Origin of the sequence: Nocardioides sp. QY071 (assembly GCF_029961765.1) — a bacterium.
In the GTDB taxonomy this organism is placed as follows: Bacteria; Actinomycetota; Actinomycetes; order Propionibacteriales; family Nocardioidaceae; genus Nocardioides.
In genome coordinates this window covers 4,100,617-4,120,858 of sequence record NZ_CP124681.1, presented here as the reverse complement: position 1 = coordinate 4,120,858, position 20,242 = coordinate 4,100,617, and the positions used below count along the sequence as shown (strand labels likewise).

15 protein-coding genes are annotated in these 20,242 nt (G+C 73.0%); 9 read left to right on the top strand and 6 right to left on the bottom strand.

Annotation, left to right across the window (positions count from 1 at the left end; translation table 11 throughout):
- Positions 1 to 4: 4 nt before the first annotated feature.
- Together QI633_RS19855 and QI633_RS19850 are read right to left on the bottom strand one after the other, a co-directional pair.
- Positions 5 to 1,294 (bottom strand): hemopexin repeat-containing protein, encoded by a 1,290-nt coding sequence (locus QI633_RS19855; protein ID WP_282426820.1) that lies wholly within the window; start codon positions 1,292 to 1,294, stop codon positions 5 to 7.
- Positions 1,295 to 1,305: 11 nt separating this feature from the next.
- Entirely contained in the window at positions 1,306 to 2,703 is a 1,398-nt protein-coding gene (locus QI633_RS19850; protein ID WP_282426819.1) for a hemopexin repeat-containing protein, read from the bottom strand.
- Positions 2,704 to 2,944: 241 nt separating this feature from the next.
- Here QI633_RS19850 and QI633_RS19845 point away from each other — a divergent pair, with 241 nt between their 5' ends.
- From QI633_RS19845 to QI633_RS19810, 8 genes are all read left to right on the top strand, one after another.
- The gene (locus tag QI633_RS19845; protein WP_282426818.1) at positions 2,945 to 4,225 is read left to right on the top strand and encodes an ATPase, T2SS/T4P/T4SS family; all 1,281 of its coding nucleotides are present in this window, start codon (positions 2,945 to 2,947) and stop codon (positions 4,223 to 4,225) included.
- A gap of 3 nt (positions 4,226 to 4,228) precedes the next feature.
- Complete coding sequence (locus QI633_RS19840; RefSeq protein ID WP_282426817.1) at positions 4,229 to 5,080, top strand: type II secretion system F family protein; 852 nt, start codon at positions 4,229 to 4,231, stop codon at positions 5,078 to 5,080.
- Positions 5,077 to 6,003: a type II secretion system F family protein gene (locus QI633_RS19835; RefSeq protein WP_282426816.1), complete on the top strand. Its 927-nt coding sequence runs from the start codon at positions 5,077 to 5,079 to the stop codon at positions 6,001 to 6,003. Before QI633_RS19840 ends, QI633_RS19835 begins: the two co-directional genes overlap by 4 nt.
- Positions 6,004 to 6,061: 58 nt before the next feature.
- Positions 6,062 to 6,205: a hypothetical protein gene (locus QI633_RS19830; RefSeq protein ID WP_282426815.1), complete on the top strand. Its 144-nt coding sequence runs from the start codon at positions 6,062 to 6,064 to the stop codon at positions 6,203 to 6,205.
- Complete coding sequence (locus QI633_RS19825) at positions 6,202 to 6,591, top strand: TadE/TadG family type IV pilus assembly protein (protein ID WP_282426814.1); 390 nt, start codon at positions 6,202 to 6,204, stop codon at positions 6,589 to 6,591. Before QI633_RS19830 ends, QI633_RS19825 begins: the two co-directional genes overlap by 4 nt.
- Positions 6,588 to 7,031 (top strand): hypothetical protein, encoded by a 444-nt coding sequence (locus QI633_RS19820; RefSeq protein ID WP_282426813.1) that lies wholly within the window; start codon positions 6,588 to 6,590, stop codon positions 7,029 to 7,031. The genes QI633_RS19825 and QI633_RS19820 overlap by 4 nt, the downstream gene beginning before the upstream one ends.
- On the top strand, positions 7,028 to 7,474 hold the full coding sequence (locus tag QI633_RS19815) for a pilus assembly protein TadG-related protein (RefSeq protein WP_282426812.1): 447 nt from the start codon (positions 7,028 to 7,030) through the stop codon (positions 7,472 to 7,474). Before QI633_RS19820 ends, QI633_RS19815 begins: the two co-directional genes overlap by 4 nt.
- Before the next feature lie 107 nt (positions 7,475 to 7,581).
- On the top strand, positions 7,582 to 10,281 hold the full coding sequence (locus QI633_RS19810; protein WP_282426811.1) for a hypothetical protein: 2,700 nt from the start codon (positions 7,582 to 7,584) through the stop codon (positions 10,279 to 10,281).
- Between the two features lie 72 nt (positions 10,282 to 10,353).
- Here the strand turns inward: QI633_RS19810 and QI633_RS19805 are convergent, their stop codons facing one another.
- Together QI633_RS19805 and QI633_RS19800 are read right to left on the bottom strand one after the other, a co-directional pair.
- The gene (locus QI633_RS19805; protein WP_282426810.1) at positions 10,354 to 11,562 is read right to left on the bottom strand and encodes a hypothetical protein; all 1,209 of its coding nucleotides are present in this window, start codon (positions 11,560 to 11,562) and stop codon (positions 10,354 to 10,356) included.
- The gene (locus tag QI633_RS19800; RefSeq protein ID WP_141797798.1) at positions 11,562 to 12,005 is read right to left on the bottom strand and encodes a hypothetical protein; all 444 of its coding nucleotides are present in this window, start codon (positions 12,003 to 12,005) and stop codon (positions 11,562 to 11,564) included. Before QI633_RS19800 ends, QI633_RS19805 begins: the two co-directional genes overlap by 1 nt.
- Before the next feature lie 115 nt (positions 12,006 to 12,120).
- On the opposite strand from QI633_RS19800, the gene QI633_RS19795 reads away from it, so the two are divergent.
- Positions 12,121 to 12,738 (top strand): hypothetical protein, encoded by a 618-nt coding sequence (locus tag QI633_RS19795; RefSeq protein ID WP_282426809.1) that lies wholly within the window; start codon positions 12,121 to 12,123, stop codon positions 12,736 to 12,738.
- A gap of 69 nt (positions 12,739 to 12,807) precedes the next feature.
- On the opposite strand, the gene QI633_RS19790 is transcribed toward QI633_RS19795, so the two are convergent.
- The gene (locus tag QI633_RS19790; protein WP_282426808.1) at positions 12,808 to 16,170 is read right to left on the bottom strand and encodes an Ig-like domain-containing protein; all 3,363 of its coding nucleotides are present in this window, start codon (positions 16,168 to 16,170) and stop codon (positions 12,808 to 12,810) included.
- A gap of 35 nt (positions 16,171 to 16,205) precedes the next feature.
- Entirely contained in the window at positions 16,206 to 20,078 is a 3,873-nt protein-coding gene (locus QI633_RS19785; protein WP_282426807.1) for an Ig-like domain repeat protein, read from the bottom strand.
- Positions 20,079 to 20,242: the final 164 nt, after the last annotated feature.

The following is a 20,242-nucleotide window of genomic DNA, read 5'->3' as shown; positions in this document are numbered from 1 at the left end:
GCGTTCACCCGACCAGGGCGCGGAGGTCGTCGGGCAGGCCCGGCCCGCCCTCCGGTCCGGCGAGCAGGGTGCCGTCGGGTGCGTAGGTCCAGCCGACGAGGGTGCCCTCGACCTGCTCGATCTTCCGCTGCGCCAGGAGCAGCTGGGCGTCGTCGAGCGCGGAGATCGTGGTCGCCGGTGAGACACGGGCCGCGGCGGCCACGTCGGCGGCGTACTGCTCCGGCTTGTTTCCGTCCTTGGCCGGTGCGTACTTCTCGAACGCCGCGAGCAGGGTGAGGTCGCGGTAGAGGGGGCTGCGCAGCAGCGTCCCGATCGCGGCGAAGCCGGTGTCGCGGCTGGGGAAGACGAGGAAGCCGTGCCAGTTGAACTTCCCGGGGTACTGGCCGTAGTCGGTCCCTCCCGCCGCGCCGGTGATGTTGCCCGGGTTGCGGTTGAGCCAGGCCTGGCTGCCGGGGAATCCCCGCATCTGCGGCTGCCCGGCGAGGATCGTGCCGTCGGCGTGGACGACGTACTGGAAGATCTCCTTGCCGTGGTCCTCGAAGTCGGTGTCGCTCGTGGAGTTGGGGAACCACAGCCAGCGTGGGATCTCCCGGGCGGCCGACATCCGGCCGTCCCACCACCAGACGTGGTCGCCGGGCTCCAACGGCGCGGTCGGGGCGGTGTCCTGCTTGACCCATGCGGCGTCGACGACCGAGCCGAAGGCCTCGAGGCCGTGCCAGATGCCGGCGACCGGTGTCGGCTCGCCGTCGCGCTGGTCGGTCGCGAGGTCGGTCGCGAGGTCGTAGCGGACGTAGCTGTCGCCCTTGAAGAGGTAGACCTTGCCGTTGCCCCAGTTGACCGCGGCGTCGATGGCGTCGGCGAAGCCGACCTCGGCCAGCCCGTGGAAGGAGTCGGCGATCAGCCCGGAGTCGACGGCGGTGTCGTTGGCGATGTCGTACTCCAGGTACTGATCGCCCTTGAGGAAGAAGGCCTGGACGTCGTTCCAGCAGAAGGCCGCGTCGAGACGGTCGCCGAACCCGCGCTCCGCCATGCCCGGCCAGGCGCCGGCGATCGTCGCGCGGGCCTCGACGGTGTTGGTCTCGTTGTCGATGCGCAGGTAGGAGTCGCCACGGAACAGGTAGAGCTTGCCGTGGCCCAGGTCGATCGCGGTGTCGATGCCGTTCTCGAACCCGGTGCCGCCGATGTGGGTGTAGCCGGCCGACAGCCGGCGCGGGTAGCCCGGGTCGACCGCGTCGAGCCCGACGTCGTACCGGGCATAGCTGCCGGCGTGGGTGAAGTAGGCCTTGGCGCTCATGGTTCCCCCGATCAGGCGGTGCCGGTGACACCGATCTGCATGTGCAGGTGGTTGGCATGGGCTTCGCGGCCGTTCTTCGCTCCCGGCGCGGGGTTCGACGTCGGGTGGTCGGGGTTCATGATGAACGTGCCGGAGCCGATGGTGCTCGGCTCGGCCGGGCCGTCGGGGTTGGGGGAGTGGTCCTGCCACTGGCCCGCGATGAACTCGTAGGCCGAGCGGAAGAAGTCGCGGGCGAGCTCCGATCCGGGCGCCTCGTCGAGCCGGAAGTGCACCTGGTTGGTGCCGGTCGGCTGCCAGATGCCTCCGGGAGTCGAGAGCGTCGACACCATTCCCCAGTCCCGCAGGACGCTGAGGGCGTACGCCGTCCCGTCCTTGGTGCCGACGACCCCGGAGAAGTCGACGGCACGTCCCTGGCCGTGGCAGTCGTCGCGTTCGCCCGGCGCGCTGCCGTCGATCCCGAGGTGGTGCAGCTCGGTGACGCCCCAGGCCTGGCTCAGCCAGCGACAGAAGCGGACGAGCGCGAGCGCGTTGCGCGGGTCGAGGCGGTCCGGCGCGTTGGGGCCCTGCGGCGTCCCGGGGTTGTAGCGGATCACCACACCGGCCACGTTCCCGTCCTGCTTCTCGCCGCTGAACGGGACCAGCCCGTCGAGGTCCACGCGGCCCGGGATCGCGGAGGGCGCCCAGAGGATCTCCCCGGCGTCCATCGCCGCCTGCAGCTCGGCGCGGGCCTCGTCGACCGACATCGCCCGGGCCGGGGTGCCGTCGACGGGGACCGGTGCCGGGCCGTCGTCCGGAGCGGCGGGGCTGTCCGCGAAGGGCAGCCCGGTCCAGTTCCCGGCGATCTCGGCCGGGTACTCCGGGTAGGGCGCGGCGCTGGCGAAGTCGTAGGACCAGTACTGGGTGTCGGAGAAGAAGTAGACGTCCTCGCTCGCCCACCACCGCACGACATTGGTCACCGGCTCGGGCAGCCCGTTCCACACCGAGGAGATGGGCTGCGGACCGTCGATCACGCCACTGCCGTCGGCCGCGTTCCAGACGACGACCTCGCTGCCGCGGAAGAAGTGCACCATGGCGTCGGAGAGCAGCACCGCGGCGTCGACTCCGTCGGCGAACACGCCCGGCCACATCTCGGCGATCGCGGTCGGGCCCTGGAGGACCGCGTCGTTGGCGACGTCGTACTGGACGCACTGGTCGCCGCGGAAGAAGTACACCGACCCGTCGCTCCACGACAGGCAGGCGTCGATGTCGGAGCCGAACGGCAGGGCCGGCCACTGCTCGGCGATCGGCAGTGGGTAGCCGCTCTCGACACCCTCCGGCAGGTCACCGCCGACGTTGTAGCGGACGTAGTGGCTGCCGAGGAAGAAGTACGCCTTGTCCCCGGCCGGCTTGGCGAATCCCGTCATCTTCATGGTCGTCTGCTCTCCTTCACGGACATCCGAGTCCGACCGTCGTTCGAGTGCTCGCCTCGAACTATTCGCAGTGCGCGAAGGGCCAGCAATGGTCCGAAGTGACGATGTGCGGGCAGGTTCCTCCGCGCATACTCGCGAGGTCTGCGGTTCTCCACAGCCGACGTCCGGGCCCCTACCCAACGGCGGGATCGTGGCCTACGGTGCTGCCAGCCAGTAGCAGTCCTATCTCGGGGGAGTCGCCATGGCCCTGCTCCAGCCACCCGTCGTGGTCGCGCCGGCGTCGGACGACGTGGTGACGCGCCTCGACGAGGACCTGCGCGCCGCGGTACGCCGTGACGGAATCGACCCGCAGCGCGAGGTGGCCGCCGTACGACGCCTCGCGACCGGACTGGTCCGCGAGCACGACGAGCGCAGCCTGACCGGTGTGGTCGCCCCGGTCGCGGACCCGGACGCGCTGGTGGCCGAGCTGGTCGCCCGGGTCGCGGGCTTCGGGCCGCTGCAGCCGTTCCTCGAGGACCCCACGGTGGAGGAGGTCTGGATCAACAGTCCGGACCGGGTCTTCGTCGCCCGTCAGGGCCGGCACGAGCTGACCAACCTGGTGCTGACCGAGGCGCAGGTCGCCGAGCTGGTGGAGCGGATGCTGAAGTCCACCGGCCGCCGGATCGACCTCAGCCGGCCGTTCGTCGACGCGATGCTCCCGGCCGGGCACCGCCTCCACGTCGTACTGCAGGGCATCTCGCGGGGCTTCTCGGCGGTCAACATCCGCAAGTTCGTGGTCCGGGCGACCCGGCTCGACGAGCTGGTCGCGCTCGGCACCCTGACGCCCCACGCCGCACGCTTCCTCGAGGCCTCGGTCCGCGCCGGTCTCAACATCCTCGTCACCGGCGGCACCCAAGCCGGCAAGACCACCATGCTCAACTGCCTCGCGGCGGCGATCCCCGGTGGGGAGCGGGTGATCTCGGCCGAGGAGGTCTTCGAGATCCGTTTCCCGCATCCCGACTGGGTCGCCCTGCAGACCCGGCAGGAGGGCCTCGAGGGCACCGGTGAGGTCCGGCTCCGCGACCTCGTCAAGGAGTCGCTCCGGATGCGACCCAGTCGCCTCATCGTGGGCGAGGTGCGGGCCGAGGAGTGCCTCGACCTGCTGCTCGCCCTCAACGCCGGCCTGCCCGGGATGTGCACCCTGCACGCCAACAGCGCCCGCGAGGCACTGACCAAGGCGTGCACGCTGCCGCTGCTGGCCGGGGAGAACATCTCCGCGCGCTTCGTCGTGCCCACCGTGGCCGCGTCCGTCGACCTCGTCGTCCACATCGCCCTGGACCCGTACGGCGCCCGCCGGGTCACCGAGATCGTCGCCGTCCCGGGCCGGATGGAGGGCGACGTGATCGAGACCGAGCCGGTGTTCGACTGGCGCGACGGGGCGTTGCGGCGGGGGATCGGGCTGCCGCCCAGGCTCGAGCACTTCGAGCGGCTCGGCATCGACGTCGTGGGCCTGCTCCACGAGGCGGACCGAGAGGCGGGCTGAGACGTGGGTGCGCTGGTCGGGCTGGGGTTCGGGCTCGGCTGCCTGCTGCTGTGGGCCGCGTTCCGCTGGCCGCAGGCCGAGCGCGCGCCCCGTTCCGAAGGCCGGGCCGAGCGGCTGCTCGCCGAGGCCGGGCTGCGCGAGGTCGCGCCCCGCTCGTTGGCCCTGCTGTCGGTCGGCGCAGGCGTCGCGGGCTTCGTCCTCGTCCTCGGCCTCACCCGAACCGTGCCGATCGCCGTGGTCCTGGCCGCGGCGGCGGCGTACCTGCCGTGGGCCGTCGTCGCCGGTCGCGTACGACGCCGCCGGCGCGAGTTCGCGCAGGTCTGGCCGGAGGCGGTCGACGACCTCGCCTCCGCCGTACGTGCGGGGATGTCGCTGCCCGACGCGGTCGCCGCGCTGGCCGTCCGCGGCCCCGACGCGCTGCGACCGGCCTTCGACGCGTTCGCCCTCGACTACCAGGTCTCGGGCCGGTTCGGAGACTGCCTCGACCGGCTCAGGGACCGGTTGGCCGACCCGGTCGGCGACCGCGTCGTCGAGGGCCTGCGGATCGCCCGCGAGGTCGGCGGCGGCGAGCTCGGCCGGCTGCTGCGCAACCTGTCGGGCTACCTGCGTGACGACCTGCGCACCCGCGCCGAGCTCGAGGCCCGCCAGTCCTGGGCGGTCAACGGCGCCCGGGTCGCGGTCGCGGCGCCGTGGGTCGTGCTGCTGGTGATGTCGACCCAGCCGACGGTCATCGAGCGCTACCAGTCCGCGGCCGGCGCGGTCGTCCTCGCCGTGGGCGCGGCGACGTGCGTTGTCGCCTACCGGCTGATGATGCGGCTCGGCCGTCTCCCCGCCGAGCGACGGATCCTCCGTTGAACCCCGCGGTCACCGGCGCACTGCTCGGCCTCGTCGCCGGTCTCGGCCTCGCCCTCGTCGCCACCCGCGCGGTGGCGATCCGCCGCCCGCGGCTCGAGGACCGGGTGCTGCCCTACGTCCGCGACCTCACCCCCGCCCGCCGTACGACGACCCCGGCCAGCGCCCGTTCGACGGCCACCCTCCTGCTCGGCCCCCTGCTGCGCCGCGCCGCCGACGGGGTCGAGCGCGTGGTCGGGGGCGCCCCCTCGGTCCGGCGCCGGCTGGCCCGGTCCGCCTCGTCGCTGAGCCTCCACGAGTTCCGCGTGCAGCAGGTGCAGTGGGGCCTGGTCGGGTTCGCGATCGCCGCGGCGTACGGCGTGCTCCGCACCTGGACCCGTCCCAGCTCACCGCTGCCCCTCCTGCTGGCCTGCGTGGGCGCCTTCGCCTGCGGCGTGCTGCTGCGCGACAACCGGCTGAGTGCGCAGGTGCGCCGGCGGGAGGCCGCGATGCTCGCCGAGTTCCCGACGGTCGCCGAGCTGCTGGCCCTCAGCGTCGCGGCGGGCGAGGGCCCGGTCGGTGCGCTCGACCGGGTGGTGCGGCGCAGCGGGGGCGAGCTGTCCCGTGAGCTCGGCGACGTGCTCGCCCGGGTCCGCACCGGCGAGCCGGTCGCCGACGCCTTCGACCGCCTCGCCGCGACCACCGGACTGTCCGTCGTCGCCCGCTTCGCCCACGGCATCGCCGTCGCGATCGAGCGCGGCACCCCGCTGGCCGAGGTCCTCCACGCTCAGGCGGCCGACGTCCGCGAGGCCGGACGTCGCGAGCTGATCGAGCAGGCGTCCCGCAAGGAGATCGCGATGATGGTGCCCGTCGTGTTCCTGGTGATGCCCACGACCGTGCTCTTCGCCTTCTGGCCCGGCCTGATCGGGCTGTCCCTCAGCTACTGAATCCGTGCCATCTCGGGAAGGAACCACCGTGCATCGACGACCTAAGCCTGGATCCGCCATGCGACCCCACGACCAGCGAGGCGACGTGCCCGGTTGGGTGCTGATCACGATCATGACGATCTCGATCGGCGTGGCCCTGTGGGGCATCGCCCAGCCGCAGCTGGTCGGGATCCTGCAGTCCGCACTCGACTCCGTGCGGTGACCCGCCACGCGAGGACGGATCGGGGCTCGGCCCTGGTCGACTTCACCCTGGTCTCGCTGATCCTCGTGCCGCTCGTGCTCGGCCTGATCCAGGTGGCGCTCGTGCTCCACGTGCGCGCCACGCTCGCCGCCGCCGCGTCCGAGGGTGCGCGGCTGGCGGCGACCGCGGACCGCGAGCCCGGCGACGGGGTGGCGCGGACCCGCGCCCAGATCGCCGATGCCCTGGCGGGGCGCTACGCCGAGGACGTCGAGGTGCACCGGGTCCAGGTCGACGGCGCCCCCGGCATCGAGATCGTGGTGCGCGCCGAGGTGCCCGCGCTCGGCATCGGCGGGCCCGCGGTCGCGATGACCGTGACCGGCCGGGCGATCGAGGAGGATCCGCGGTGAGCACCGGGAGCGAGCGGGGGAGCGGCCTGGTGGAGATGGTGTGGCTGGGCCTGCTGCTCCTGCTGCCGCTGCTGTGGGTGGTGCTGTCGGTGTCCGAGGTGCAGCGCGGCTCCTTCGGGGTCAGCGGCGCGGCCCGGGCGGCGGCCCGCGCCTACGCGCTCGCCCCAGACGACGCGGCCGGTGAGCAGCGGGCCCGTGCCGTCGCGCAGCAGGCGCTCGCCGACCAGGGGCTGCGCGACGTGCCGCTCGAGGTCACGGTCACCTGCTCGCCGTACCCCCGCGCCTGCCACACCGGGACCTCCGTCATCACCGTGCGCGTCGCGTCGGCCGTCGACCTGCCGTTGCTGCCCGACCTGTTCGGCCTCGGTCGACCGCGGTTCGCCCTCGACGCGGAGGAGACCGTCCCGATCGGTCGCTACCAGGAGGTCACCCGACCATGACCCGGCACCAGCGCGGCAGCTCGATCCCGCTCGTCCTCGCCTTCGCCGCGATCGTGCTGCTGCTCGTGGCGGTCGTGGTCGACGCGAGTGCGGCCTACCTCGCCCGTCAGCGCCTCGACGCGCTCGCCGACGGTGCCGCGCTGCAGGGCGCCGACCTCGGGGCCCAGGGCTCCGACGCGTACGGCGGCGGGCTGGCCACCGGCGACCTCGCGATCTCGCGGGCCGAGGCGGAGACGGCGGTCCGGTCCTACCTGCGCGACAGCGGTGCCGCGGCCGACCATCCGGGCTTGCGCGCGACGGTCCGTGTCGACGGCGACCGGCTGGTCGTCGAGCTGGTCGCCCCGGTCGACCTGCCGCTCCACCTCCCGGGCGCCCCCACGGACCCGACGGTCCGGGCGGTCGGCTCCGCCGTGGTCGATCCCGAGGCCGACCGAGCCGAGTGACCTCCGCACACCGGTTTCGTTGAACCGCCACCAGAGCGCGGGATCAGTCGGTACTCTGCGCGAATCCTGTGCCCTCGGGCACGAAACGACTTATGGGGAGTCGATTGATGCGTCCGCATTTCCTGGGGGCGGCGCGCAGCCGTCCGGCTGTGCCGGTGTTCCGGCGGTTGCTGTCGATGCTGCTGGCCGCGGCCGTGGCCCTGCTGGGCCTGGTGGCCGTGTCCGCGGCCACCTCGCCGGCCGCGCACGCGGTCGACCCGACGCCGGTGAAGAACGGCGTCCCGCCGGTGATCTTCGATGATCCGGCGGTGCCCGACGACGGCCCGACCGTGGGCCGGCCCGCGTTCGCGCACCCCGGGTTCTGGACCCCGAGCGACGCCACGGTGACGCTGACCTGGTACCGCGAGGGCTCGACCGACCCGCTCGGGACCGGGTCTGTGCTCATGGTCCCGTTCGAGGCACTCGGCGAGAAGCTGCGGGTCTCGGCGACCGCCACCGCGCCAGGCCGTACGCCGACCACCGTGGTCTCGAAGCCGAGCGCACCCGTCCTCGCCGGGACGCCGATCGCCTACGCGAAGCCCGCGATCTTCGGTACGCCGGAGGTCGGCAGCACGCTGGCCGCCTGGGAGGGCTCCTGGTCCGAGACTCCCGACACCTACGCCTACCGCTGGTTCGAGGCCGGCACCGCCGCGCCGATCGGCACGGCCAAGGACCTCGTCGTCCCCGCCTCGGCCGCCGGCAAGGCGATCACCGTCGAGGTGACCGTCTCGAAGGCCGAGTGGAACGACGGGGCCGCGACGTCCGACCCGGTCACCGTGGCCGCCCCGGGCGAGGCACCGCTCACCAATGTCGCGAAGCCGGCGATCAGCGAGCACCCCGCGGTGGGCGCGCTCGCCCTGGCCCACCCGGGTGTGTGGAGCTCGGAGCCCGACTCGATCACCGCGGAGTGGTTCCGCTCCGGGTCGTCCACGCCGTTCCACACCGGCTCCGACCTCGCCGTCCCGGTCCCGCCCGAGGCGCTCGGCGAGACCCTGACGGTGAAGGTCACCGCCCACAAGGCCGGGCGTGATGACGCCACCGCGACCTCTGCCAGCTCCGACGTCGTCGTCAAGGGCACGCTGCACAACGTCGAGGAGCCCGCGATCTTCGGCTCGCCCGTCGTGGGTGGCACCGTCGAGGCGTGGCCCGGCTCCTGGTTCCCGGCGCCCGCCACCACCAGCTATCGCTGGATCGTCGACGGCGCCTCCGTCGGCACGGGCAAGACGCTCGTCGTCCCGGCAGCCGCCGCCGGCAAGGAGTTGACCGTCGAGGTCACCACCACCAAGCCGGCGTACGACGACGCGGTCGTCTCCTCCGAGCCGGTGTCGGTCACCGCGCCCGCGAACCCGGTCAAGAACCTCACCGCGCCGTCGATCGAGGGCACCCTCCAGGTCGGCGCGACCGTCACCGTGAACACCGGCACCTGGGATCCGGGCGACGTCACGAAGACGGTCGAGTGGTACCGCTCCGGCTCCGAGACCCCCATTCCCAACGGGACCGGGACCAGCCTGGAGATCCCGGCGGATGCCGAGGGCGAGATGCTGTCGGTCGTCGTCAAGGGCAGCAAGCCGGGGCTCACCGACGCGTACGCGTACTCGGCTCCGCGCGGCCCGGTCCTCGCGGCCGGCGGGACGCAGGTGGTCGAGAACCTCGTCGCCCCGGCGATCACCCCGGACCCCGAGGTCGGCCAGGTGGTCGGCGCCCATCCGGGTGTGTGGAGTGCGCAGCCGGACAGCGTCACGCTGCAGTGGTTCGTCGCCGGGGCGTCGCAGCCGTTCCACACCGGCACCGAGCTGTTCGTCCTCGTCCCGCCGGCGGCCGCCGGAAAGACGCTCACGGTCAAGGCTGTCGCGGCCAAGGACGGCTACACGTCGGGCGAGGCGACCTCCGACCCCAGCGACGTCGTCGCCGAGGGCACCCTGCACGCCGTGTCCGCGCCCGCGGTCTACGGCAAGGCGATCCCGGGCGCGACGGTCGTCGCCTGGGAAGGTGTCTGGCCCGCCGGTCCCGACGACTTCGACTACCGCTGGCTCGTCGAGGGCAGTGCTACCCCCGTCGGCACGGCCAAGGAGCTGGTGGTCCCGGCCGGTACCGCCGGCAAGAAGCTCAGTGTCGAGGTGACCGCGAAGAAGGCGGGCTACACCGACGCCGTCGCCCACTCCGCGGACGTGACGATCGAGACGCCCGGGACGACCGCGGTCCAGAACGTCCGGGCGCCGGAGATCCTGCTCGCCCCCGGGTCGGGCCTGCCGAAGGTCGGCGACCTCATCGGGGCCAGCGTCGGCGCCTGGAACCCGTGGCCCGCCGACGCGTCCGGATACGACGTCGAGTGGTACCGCTCCGGGTCGGCCCAGCCGATCGGGACCGGCGTCTTCCTCGTCGTCCCCTCCTCCGCGGCCGGCCAGCAGCTGACGGTCAAGGTGACCGCGAAGCGGGCGGGCTACCTAGACGGCTCGGCGTTCTCGGCCCCGGTCCTCGTCCTCTCGGCGGCGCAGAGCCCGGGCTGCGGGACCGCCAGCACCGCCCTCGCGGCCGCCACGGTCGCTCAGGCCGACGCGACCGCCGCCCTGGTCCAGGCCAAGGCCAAGGTCACCAAGCTGAAGGCCAAGAAGAAGGCGGCGAAGAAGCTGGGCAAGAAGGCGAAGGTCGCCAAGCTCAAGGCCAAGCTCGCGAAGGCACGGTCGGCGGTGGCCGCGGCCCAGCTCGGTCTCGCCAAGGCCGACGCCGATCTCGCCTCGGCCAAGGCGAAGCACGCGTCGAGCTGCTGAGCGAGGTGTGACGACGAACGACGCCCCGGCCGATGCGGCCGGGGCGTCGTTCGTGTGCTGGGCTGGTGCGGGTCAGTCGAGGACGCCGGGCGTGGCGCCCTCGTCGTCGATCCACTCCTCGCCGTCGTCGAACAGGTCGCGGTCCTGACCGTCCTGCTGGTCGCCACGACGCCGGCCGCGGCCACCGGCCGCGCCCGCCGCACCGGTGCCACGACCACCGGCGCCGCCGCGTCCGCCACGGCCAGTGCCGCCACCGCGGCCCGTGCCGCGCCCGACCGGGCTGCCCGGCGTACCGGCGCCGGCACGACCCAGCGAGCCGGGCGCACCCGCGCGGCTGCTGGAGCCGATCGCGCCGACGCTGCTGCCGCTCAGCCCACGACCGCCGACCAGGCTGCGCAGGCCGCGGGCCAGGCCGGGAGCGCCGAAGACGCCGGCCGCCCCGGCGCCGAGGACCGCAGGTCCGACGCCGCCACCGCCGCCACCCTCCGGCGCGTGCGGCAGGGTCGGGGTGAAGGTGTCGATCGGGGGCGCCGCGGGGGTGTAGCCGGGCTGACCGGGCACGTGGCCCCCCGGGTAGCCGGGGTAGTCCGGATAGTCCGGGTAGTCCGGGTCGCGGGGATCCTTCGGGATGTGGGTGCCGTCGTCGTCCGGGTCGTCGGTGCCGATCCAGGTGCCGACCGGCGTCGAGCGCGGCGGCAGCTGGTAGCGCGGACCACCGGGGCCGGGGTCGCCGCCGCCGTTGTTTTCCGGGACCTTGGGCTGGCCCTCGATCTTCTGCAGCGCGGTGACGGTGGTGGCGTACTCCTTGAGCAGGGTCTCGACCTTCACCCGAGCCTGGCTGTCGGCGGTGTCGACCGCGCCGGTCTGCTTGTCGTACTCCAGCTTCTTGGCCGTCCAGTCGTTCATCTCCTGCGTGGTGGCGTCCTTGCCGGGGGCCGGGCCGGGGTCGGTCGCGGTGACCTTGGGCGCGCCGTCCGCGGCTTCCTCGACGGCGACCATCGCCGGGTAGGCGCCGCCGAGAGCGGTGGCGACGCCCGAGATCTGGACCTGCCGCTGGCCGACCCGCTTGGCTGCCTCCTCGAACGCGATCCTCGCCTTCTCGAGGATCGCCTCGCCGCCGATCTTCTTGTTGGGCATGGCCTTGGCGGCGTCGTCGAGCGCGTCGTGGATCAGGACCAGCGAGTCCGAGGTTGCCAACCAGGAGGACTGGGCGTCGAAGATGTCGTCGCTGTACATGCCATACCGGCGGCGCTTGAGGTCGTTGAGATGCTGCTCGCCCATCAGTAGTTCACCCCGTCGTCGTCGTTGTCGGTGTTCACGCCGAGGTCGAGACCCTGGGTGCGGGCCAGGGCCTTCTGGAGGTCGGTCTCGGCCTGCTCGTCGGTCTCGCCGATCACGGCCTGCGCCGCGAGGATCGCGTCCTGGAAGGCGCCGAGGTCGGCGCGCATCTCGACGAGCGAGTCGACGATGACGCCGTGGGCGCGCTTGTGCTCGGTCGCGAGGACGTACGACTCGTGGCCCTGCCCGTAGGACCCGGCCGGCACGGCACCCTTGTCGGGGAAGTCGAGGTTCTGCAGCGCCGTGATCTGCTCGGTGAGGATCTTGTGGACCGCCGCGACCTCGGTCTGGAGGACGAACAGCACCGCGCTCTCGACGCCGGCGAGGATGGGCGCGGTGAAGATGGGCGCGAAGATCGGAGTTGAAGCAGGTGCGTCGGGAAGCATGGGCATTGTCCTTCGTGGTCCCGAGGATGGTCGACGCCCGGACGGCTACCCAGCCCCGATGCCGCCCAAACGGTGATGTCACACTGAGGACTCCCATCGTGACAGGAGCGCAGTGGTGACGATCTCTCGGGTGCTGCGACTGGTGCCGGCAGCGGTGCTGGTGCTCGGCCTGGCGGCATGCACGGACGACGACCCTGACGCCGGCGGCAGCACGCCCTCGGCGAGCGCGACGGGCGGTGCCGGGAGCACCCCGAGTGCCACGTCGTCGGACACGTCGTCCGCGTCGGAGACGCCGTCGGTGGTGCCCGCCACGGGCAAGGAGATCGGCGTCGCCACGGTGAGCATGCGGCTGACCGACTCGCCGGACTGGCGGGTGACCGACACCGCGGTGAACGTGGTCGCCCTCCTTCCCTCGGACACGGGCGCAACCCTGAGCGTGGGCCTGGTGGACGCTCCCAACCTGCCCGGGCGCGACACCGACGACAAGGGGGACTCCTTCGAGCGGACCCTGTCCACGGAGCCGGCGGCGCCGAAGCGGGTCGCGAACCGGGTCCTGGACGGGGTGGAGTGCTTCGTGCTCGACGGTCGCACCGACGACCTCCACCACTACGTCGTCGGTGCGGTGGTCGGTGACCGGGTCTTCCTGCTCCAGTTCAAGGTGCCGGCCGGCCTCGCCGACGGCGACCAGCTGATCGAGCAGATGCTCGCTTCGATCGACGTCAAGGAGGCCTAGGCACCCACGGCACACGACGAGGGGCGCGCCCGGTGTGGACGCGCCCCTCGCTGCTGGACCTGCTGACGATCAGCGGCCGCCGCCGTGGTCGGTGGTCGGCAGGTAGTCCGCATTGCCACCGAAGGTCGCGGTGAACCCGTCGGTGTTCAGGTACGCCGGGGCTGCCGGCGGCACCTTGCACTGCGCGCGGCCGTTCACGTCCGTGACCGCCCGGCACAGCTCGAGGTAGCCCGCCGAGACGGTCGTGTTCGTCGAGAACACCAGGGTCTGCCCGGCGATCGGCTCGTTGCCCGGCCCGCGCAGGACCGCCGTGACCTGACGGGGTGAGAACAGGTCGGTCGTGATCACCCTGAGGTCGTCGAGGTGGGTGGCCGCCCGCTTCACGACCTGGCTCAGCTCGGGCGAGGTGGCGCCCGCCCGGGTGGCGTCGCCCGAGTAGGTGGCCGTCAGCGTGTAGCTGCCCGCGGCCAGGCCGTCGACGTCGAGCGTCGCCCGCTGCTGGCCCTCGACCGTGGCGAGCGGCACCGTGCCGATGACGTTGCCGCCGGACCGGAAGGTCACCGTCCCGGTGGGCGTGCCCGGAGCCGGGGCGCCGTCGGCCACGGTCGCGGTCAGCGTGACCCGGTCGCCGTACGTCGACGGGTTGGCGCTGGACACGATCCCGACGACGGTGACGCCGGCTCCGACCAGCTGCGAGGTGGACTCGGTGGAGCCCTCGAAGGTGACGCTGCCGCCGTACGACGCCCGGATCTCGTGCGCGCCGGGGGCCAGCGTGGCCGTGGCGAAGGTGGCGGTGCTGGTGCTCGCCTCGGAGGCGGGCGCCAGGCTGGTCGCGCCGAGCAGGGTGGTGCCGTCCCAGAACTGCACCACGCCGGTCGGCCTGCCGGTGGCCGGGGCGACCGCACGGACCGTGGCGGTGAAGGTCACCGTCTGCCCGGCGTCCGCCTCGGCGTCGTCGGAGACCAGCTCGGTCGCCGAGCCGGCCTTGGTGACGGTCTGGCCGTTGCCCTGGTCGAGCAGGCCGGTGCTTGCGACGAACCGCGGCTCACCGCTGTAGACGGCCGAGATCCGGTAGGTGCCGGGCGACAGGTTCGCGAAGTCGGGGCTGGTCGCCGCGCCGTCGACGAGGCCCACCGGTGCCCCGAGCGGAGCCCCGTTGACCTTGAACTGGACCGTGCCGCCGGGGACGCCGGCGCCCGGCGCGATCGGGCTCACGGTCGCGGTGAAGCGGACCGCGGCACCCGGCTGCGACGGGTTGGTCGTCGACGAGACGACGGTCGAGGTCTGGGCGCGCTGGACCTTCTGCGCGACCGACCCGTTGCTCCCGGTGAAGCTGTCGTCGCCGTCGTACGTCGCGACCACGGCGTGCTGGCCGACGGAGAGCGAGTCGATGGTGATCGACGCGATCCCTCCGGTGGCCGAGCTGACCGGGGCCGAGCCGAGGACGGTGTCCCCGTCGGTGAAGGTGACGGTGCCCGACGGCGAGCCGGCGCCCGGCGCGAGCGCGCCGACCGCGGCCGTGAACGTCACCGGCTGCCCGACGACAGAGGTCGCGGCGCTGCTGGTGACGGTGGTCTTCGTCGCCGCCTTGTTGACCGTGTGGCTCACGACCGGCGAGGTGCTGGTGACGAAGTTCGGGTCGGCGCTGAGGTAGGTCGCCTTCACCTGGTGGGTGCCCCGCGCGAGCGAGCTCGTGGTGATCTCGGCGCTGCCGCCCGCGAGGGTGACGAACGCGCCGGGCTGGCCGTCGATGGTGAACTGGACCACGCCGCCGGGCTCGCCGGTGGCCGGCGCGACCGGGGTGACCGTCGCGGTGACGGTGACCGCCTGGCCGAAGACCGACGGGCTGGGGGAGACCTCGACCTCGGTCGAGGTGTGGGCCGCCGCGACCTCCTGGTCGAGCGAGGCGGTGGCGCCGGCGAAGCGGGTGTCGCCCTCGTAGTTCGCGGTGATCACGTGGTCGCCGGCATCCAGCTTCACCGGTGCCGAGACGACGCTGCCGCCGTTGAGCGGGACCGGCGAGCCGATCGGGTCGCCGTCGGCGAAGAACTGGACATTGCCGCTCGGGTCGCCGGCACCGGGCCCGACGACGGCGACGTCGGCGGTGAAGGTGAGGGGCTCGCCCGCGACCGCATCGGCGTTCGAGGTGCTCACGCTCACCGAGGTGTCGGCGCGGTCCACGCCGTGGGTGAGCTCGGCCGAGGTGCTGGTGGCGAGGTCGCCATTGCCGTTGTACGTCGCCTGCACGGTGTGGTTGCCCGGAGCCAGGTTGCTGATGCTGAGCTCCGCGGTGTCGTCGCCGGCCAGCTGGACGGCGGTGCCGTACGGCTCGCCGTCGACGTTGAACTGGACGCCGCCGGCGGGGTCGCCGACGCCGGGGGAGACCACGCCGACCGTGGCGGTGAAGGTGACCGCCTGGCCGCTGACGGTGGGGGACCCGGTGCTGGTGAGCGCGGTGCTGGTCGGCGCCTTGCCCACCGTCAGCTGCTTGGCCGCGGCGTCGCTGGTGACCAGGTTGCCGTCGCCGCTGTAGCGAGCGCCGATGGTGTGCTCGCCGGTGCTCAGCGTGGTGGTCGGCGGCGTGGTGGCGGACCCGCCGGAGACGGTCACCGGGGCGCCGAAGTCGTCCCCGTCGACGGTGAACTGGATCGTGCCGGTCGGCGTGCTCGTGCCGTTGACGGGCGCGACCTGGGCGGTGAAGGACACCGCCTCGCCGTGCACCACCGGTGAGGGCTGGAGGAGCGTCGTCGTGGTCGGGTTCTTCTTCACCTCGAACGACGTCGGGTCCGAGGAGCCCTTGTAGTAGGCCGTCTGCGCGAAGGACGCCGTGACGGTGGCGGACCGCGGCGGGCCCGCCACCGGCAGGCTCGCGGTGGCGACACCGCTGGCGTTGGTCGTCGCGTTGACCGACGTACCGCCGGACAGGGCGAACGTGACGACCCGTCCGGGCAGGACCGAGGCGGCCAGGTTGGGGTCGGTCAGCTTGGCCGACACGCTCACCGAGGTGTTCTGCGCACCCTCTGTGGCGCCGGTGTAGGCGATCTGGGTGATGTTGTCGATCGTCACCGAGCGGTTGGTCGTGTTGGTCGAGTTGGTGCAGTAGAGGAAGCCGGACCGCTTCCGCTCGATCGCCCGGGCGGTGTAGGCGCCGTTGGCGTAGCCGTGGGTGTCCACGACCACGCTCTTGGCGCCGGTGCCGCCCTGGACGCTTTCGAACACGACGGTGCCCCCGCTGTTGATCAGCTGCAGGGTCGTCTGCGGGCTGCTTCCGCTGAGGCAGCCGGTCCCGTCGCTCGCGCCGCTCGCAGCCAGCGTCGCGTTGCCGCGGAGAACGGCGTTCGCCGCCGGCGAGGTGATGTCGGCCGAGGCCGACGAGGTGAGGACGACAGGGATCCCGAGCCCCAGGGTGGTGGCCGCGAGGGCCGCGATCATGCGCCGCACAGAGGTTCCTTTCATCGGAGCGCGCCTCACTTCAGGAGGGCGCCGTGCGCCGTGGAGGAGAGGTGGTTGGCGTCACCCGCGTAGGTCACGTTGTAGCCACCGGCGAGGGTGAGCTGCAGGAGCTGGGGCGCCGCGTTGCACACGGCGAACCCGGACTCGTCGCTCACCGTGGTGCACACGAGCCTGGTGCCCACCCGGAACTCCAGGGGTACGCCGGCCAGGGGGTTGCCGCCCGCGGTGACCGTCGCCCGGAGCTGGCCGAGTGGCAGCAGCAGCGGCGTCAGCGAGACGACTGCGGGCGTGGCCTGGATCGCGGTCGGCTGCTTGGCCACCGTGATGCTGCGGGCGCCGGAGGTGCTGGCGCCGAAGCGGTTGGTGCCGGCGTACTCCGCCTTGATCGTGTGGCTGCCCGCCCCGAGCCCGGAGACCGTCGCGGTCGCCACCGCCGTGTCGTTCGCGCCGGGAGCGAGGGTGGCCGTCGCGACGACCTGCCCGTTCTCGGTGAACCGCACGGTGCCCGTCGGCGAGCCGAGCCGGCCCTCGGCCGGGGTCACGGTCGCGGTCAGGGTGACGGCGTCGCCGTAGACCGAGAAGTCGCGGTCGAGGGCGAGCCCGGTGGTGGTCGCGATGACGCCGACGACCTGGGTCAGCTCGGCTGTGCCGGGGCTGTAGCGCAGGTCGCCCGAGTAGAGGACCCCGACGGTGTGGCTTCCGGGCGCCAGGTCGGCGAGGGTCGCGCTGGTCGCGGCCCCGTCCACCAGGCTGACTGCGGCGCCGACCGGGTGGCCGTCGACCGAGAACTGCACGAAGCCGGTCGGGGCGAGTCCGCCGTCCGAGGTGACCTCGGCGGTGAACTGCACGCCCTCGCCGACGCCTGAGGAGGCGGCCGAGGACGCGAGAGCCACGTCCGCGGTCCCGGTCCCGACCGACTGGGTGAGGATGTCGCCGCTGCCGGAGAAGCCCGGTGCCGCCTCGAAGCTGGCGATCACGGTGTGGTCGCCGGGCTCCGCGGAGTCGACCGGCGGGCTCACCGCGACACCGTCCTCGAGAGCCACCGGGGCGCCGAGGTCCTGGCCGTCGAGCGAGAACTGCACGGTGCCGGTCGGGGTGTCGCCCTCGGCGGTCACGCTCGCGCGGAAGGTGACCCCGGCGCCGTACGTCGACGGGTTGGCGCTCGACGTCAGCGTGGTCGTGGTCGCCACCACCGCGGTCCCCGGGATCACCGAGTGGGCCACGGCCTCCGACTCGCTCGCGCGGTAGTCGGCGTCGCCGGCGTAGCGGGCGGTGAGCTGGTGCGTACCTGCCGGCAGGTCGTCGACGTCGAGCGTGGCGACGCTGCCCGAGGCCGAGGCAACGAGCGGGACGGCGCCGAGGGACTCGGTGCTGGCGTAGAAGGTCACCGTGCCGGTGGGCGCGCCTGCGCCGGGGCTGACGGCGGCGACCGAGGCGGTGAGGGTGACGTTCTGGTCCTGCACCGACGGCGACGGGGAGGCCTGCACCACGGTGGTGGTGTCGGCGGCGTCGACGTCCTGCTCGCGCTGGTCGGAGCCGCCGAGGTAGTCGGCGTTGCCGGCGTAGCGGGCCTCGACGGTGTGGGTGCCGGCACCGAGGGAGGTGACCGGGGCGAACACCGCGACGCCGTTGTCGAGCGGGACGGGGCTGCCGACCTCGCTGCCGTCGACGAGGAGCTGGACCTGGCCGGCCGGCGTACCGCCGCCCGGAGCCTCGACCGTGACGGTGGCCGTGTAGCTCAGCGCCTGGCCGCTGACCGAGCTGCCCGACGGGCCGGCCAGCGCCACGGAGACCGCCGCCCTCGCGACGTTCACGGTGCGCTGGGTGGCCGTGCTGCCGGCGTACACGTCGTCGCCGGTGTAGCTCGCGACCACCTGGTTGGAGCCGACCGGGAGGTCGGTGACCACGGTGGAGGCGTTGCCGTCGGTGTCGACGCCGGCGCGGCCGACCTCGGTGCCGCCGACGGTGAACACGACGTCACCCGTGGGGGTGCCGGCGCCCGTGGTCACGCTCGCCGCGAGGGTGACCGGCTGGCCGTGGACCGCCGAGCCGGGAGAGACCGACGCGGAGGTGCTGGTGGCCAGCAGCGGCTCGCGGACCCGGAAGGTGACCGAGCTCGAGGTGCTGCCGGTGTGGTCGGCCGTGCCGCTGTAGGTGGCGATCACGGTGTGGTAGCCGAGGCCGAGCGTCGAGAGCTGGGCGCTGGTCGCCTGGCCGCCGCTGAGCGGGACGGCGGAGCCGAAGTCGGCGCCGTCGACGTTGAACAGGACGGTGCCGCCCGGGTCGCCGCCATGGCTCGGCGCGACGGTCGCGGTGAACCGGACCGGGTCGCCGATGGTCACCACGCCCGGCTGGGCGACGACGGCGGTGGTCGTCGGGATCGTGCCGACGGTGAAGGCGGTCTGCGTCGAGGCGGCCTCGTGGCCGCCGTCGCCGGCGTACGACGCCGTCAGGGTCGCCGTCCGCGGCGGTCCCGCCACGGAGATCTGGGTCTCGGCGACACCGGAGGCGTTGGTCGTGGCGTCGGCCGTCGCTCCGCCGGACAGGCTGAACGTGACGGTGCGCCCGGCCGCGCTCGCGCCGGTGCGGTCGGTCAGCGTGGCCCGGACCGTGGCAGTGCTGCCCTGCGGGGCGGAGGTGTCGCCGCCGTACGCGAGGGTGCTGCAGTTCTTCGGGGTCACGACGAGCGTGGCCACGGTGGTGACGCCACCGGCGGTCACGAGGACCCCCCAGGAGCCGCGGACGCCGCTCTTCTGCAGGCCGTCGGTCTCGCTCGGCGCGGTGAGGGTCGCCGCGTAGTTGCCGCCCGCGGTCGTGGTGGTGGTCGTCGTGCTGCCCTGCCCCGGGGACAGGGGCGACTTGTCGAGACGGACGCTGACCGGTACGCCGGCCGTGCCCGTGCTGAGCCTGCCGGCGACGGTGACGTCCGCGCCGGCGCAGGTCAGCGACGGCGTGATGGTCTCGGTGAGCGTGGTCGACGCGGCGGGGGTGGTCGCGCTGGACAGCTTGCGGTCCAGGGTCAGGGTCGCGCCGTCGAGCGGGAGCTTGAGGTACTCCTGGGCGTCGTTGCGGTGGTTCGGCGACCACCAGTGGGTGCTGACGAGTGAGCCGTCGGAGCTCTGCGAGTGGACCTTGCTGGTCGCGATGTTGCCCGCGGGGACACTCGCGGTCGCGTTCGTGACGTTCGCGGGGGCGTCGAGGGAGAACACGCCGTTGAACGTGTCGGCCCCGCTCCCGTAGCTGCCGGCGTTGTAGCTGAAGCCGCCGTCGTAGTCGACGTCGACGTCGGTCTGCCAGCTCTGCCCGGCCTCGATCGGGAAGTCGATGGCCCGCCAGCCACCGCGGGGCGTCATCACCAGGTCGACCGCTGCGGTGATGTTGGTCGAGATGATCGAGATCGACGCCTTGGCGTTGAGGTTCTGGTGCTGCTGCTCCTGCAGCAGCGCCAGGTCGGAGCGGCGGACGTACCGCGTGCCGCTCACCGACCCGGAGAAGTTGCTGAGGTTCGCGGTCCCGATGCCGTCCACCGCGGCACTGCCTCCGCCGCCGGTGATGGTGCCGGTGATGTTCAGCCTGTAGGCGCTGTGTCCCTGGAACGTCTCCACGCCGGCGACGGTGTAGGTGACGTTCTCGTTGATCGTGACGTCCGCCGTGTCCGCGGTGTAGCGGAAGGTCGTCGCGTAGGTCCACGCCCACCCGGTGTTCCACGCGACGGCGTCGTCGCCGCCGGCCTGCGCGGCGCTCGCGGGCGCGACGCCGGTGGTCGTGACCAGCCCCGCGACGATCGTCGCGAGGACGCTGAGCCAGGCCATCCGTCGTCGGAAGGCTCGGGCCGCGCGTCGGCGGCCACCGGGCAGGAGTGTGTTGTCGATCGGCGCAGGGAGCATGCGTCACCGTCCCGTCAGGAGGGGGGTGCCACCCGAGAGGTACGGACACGGGGACCGTGTGGCGGAGGGAGTGAGCCGGATTCAAGCAGGTTGTGACCGCGTCCACACCGGTTTTGTGAGAAGGGTTCACGTTTTCTTTACCTTCGCGGGTGCCCGTGGTCGCC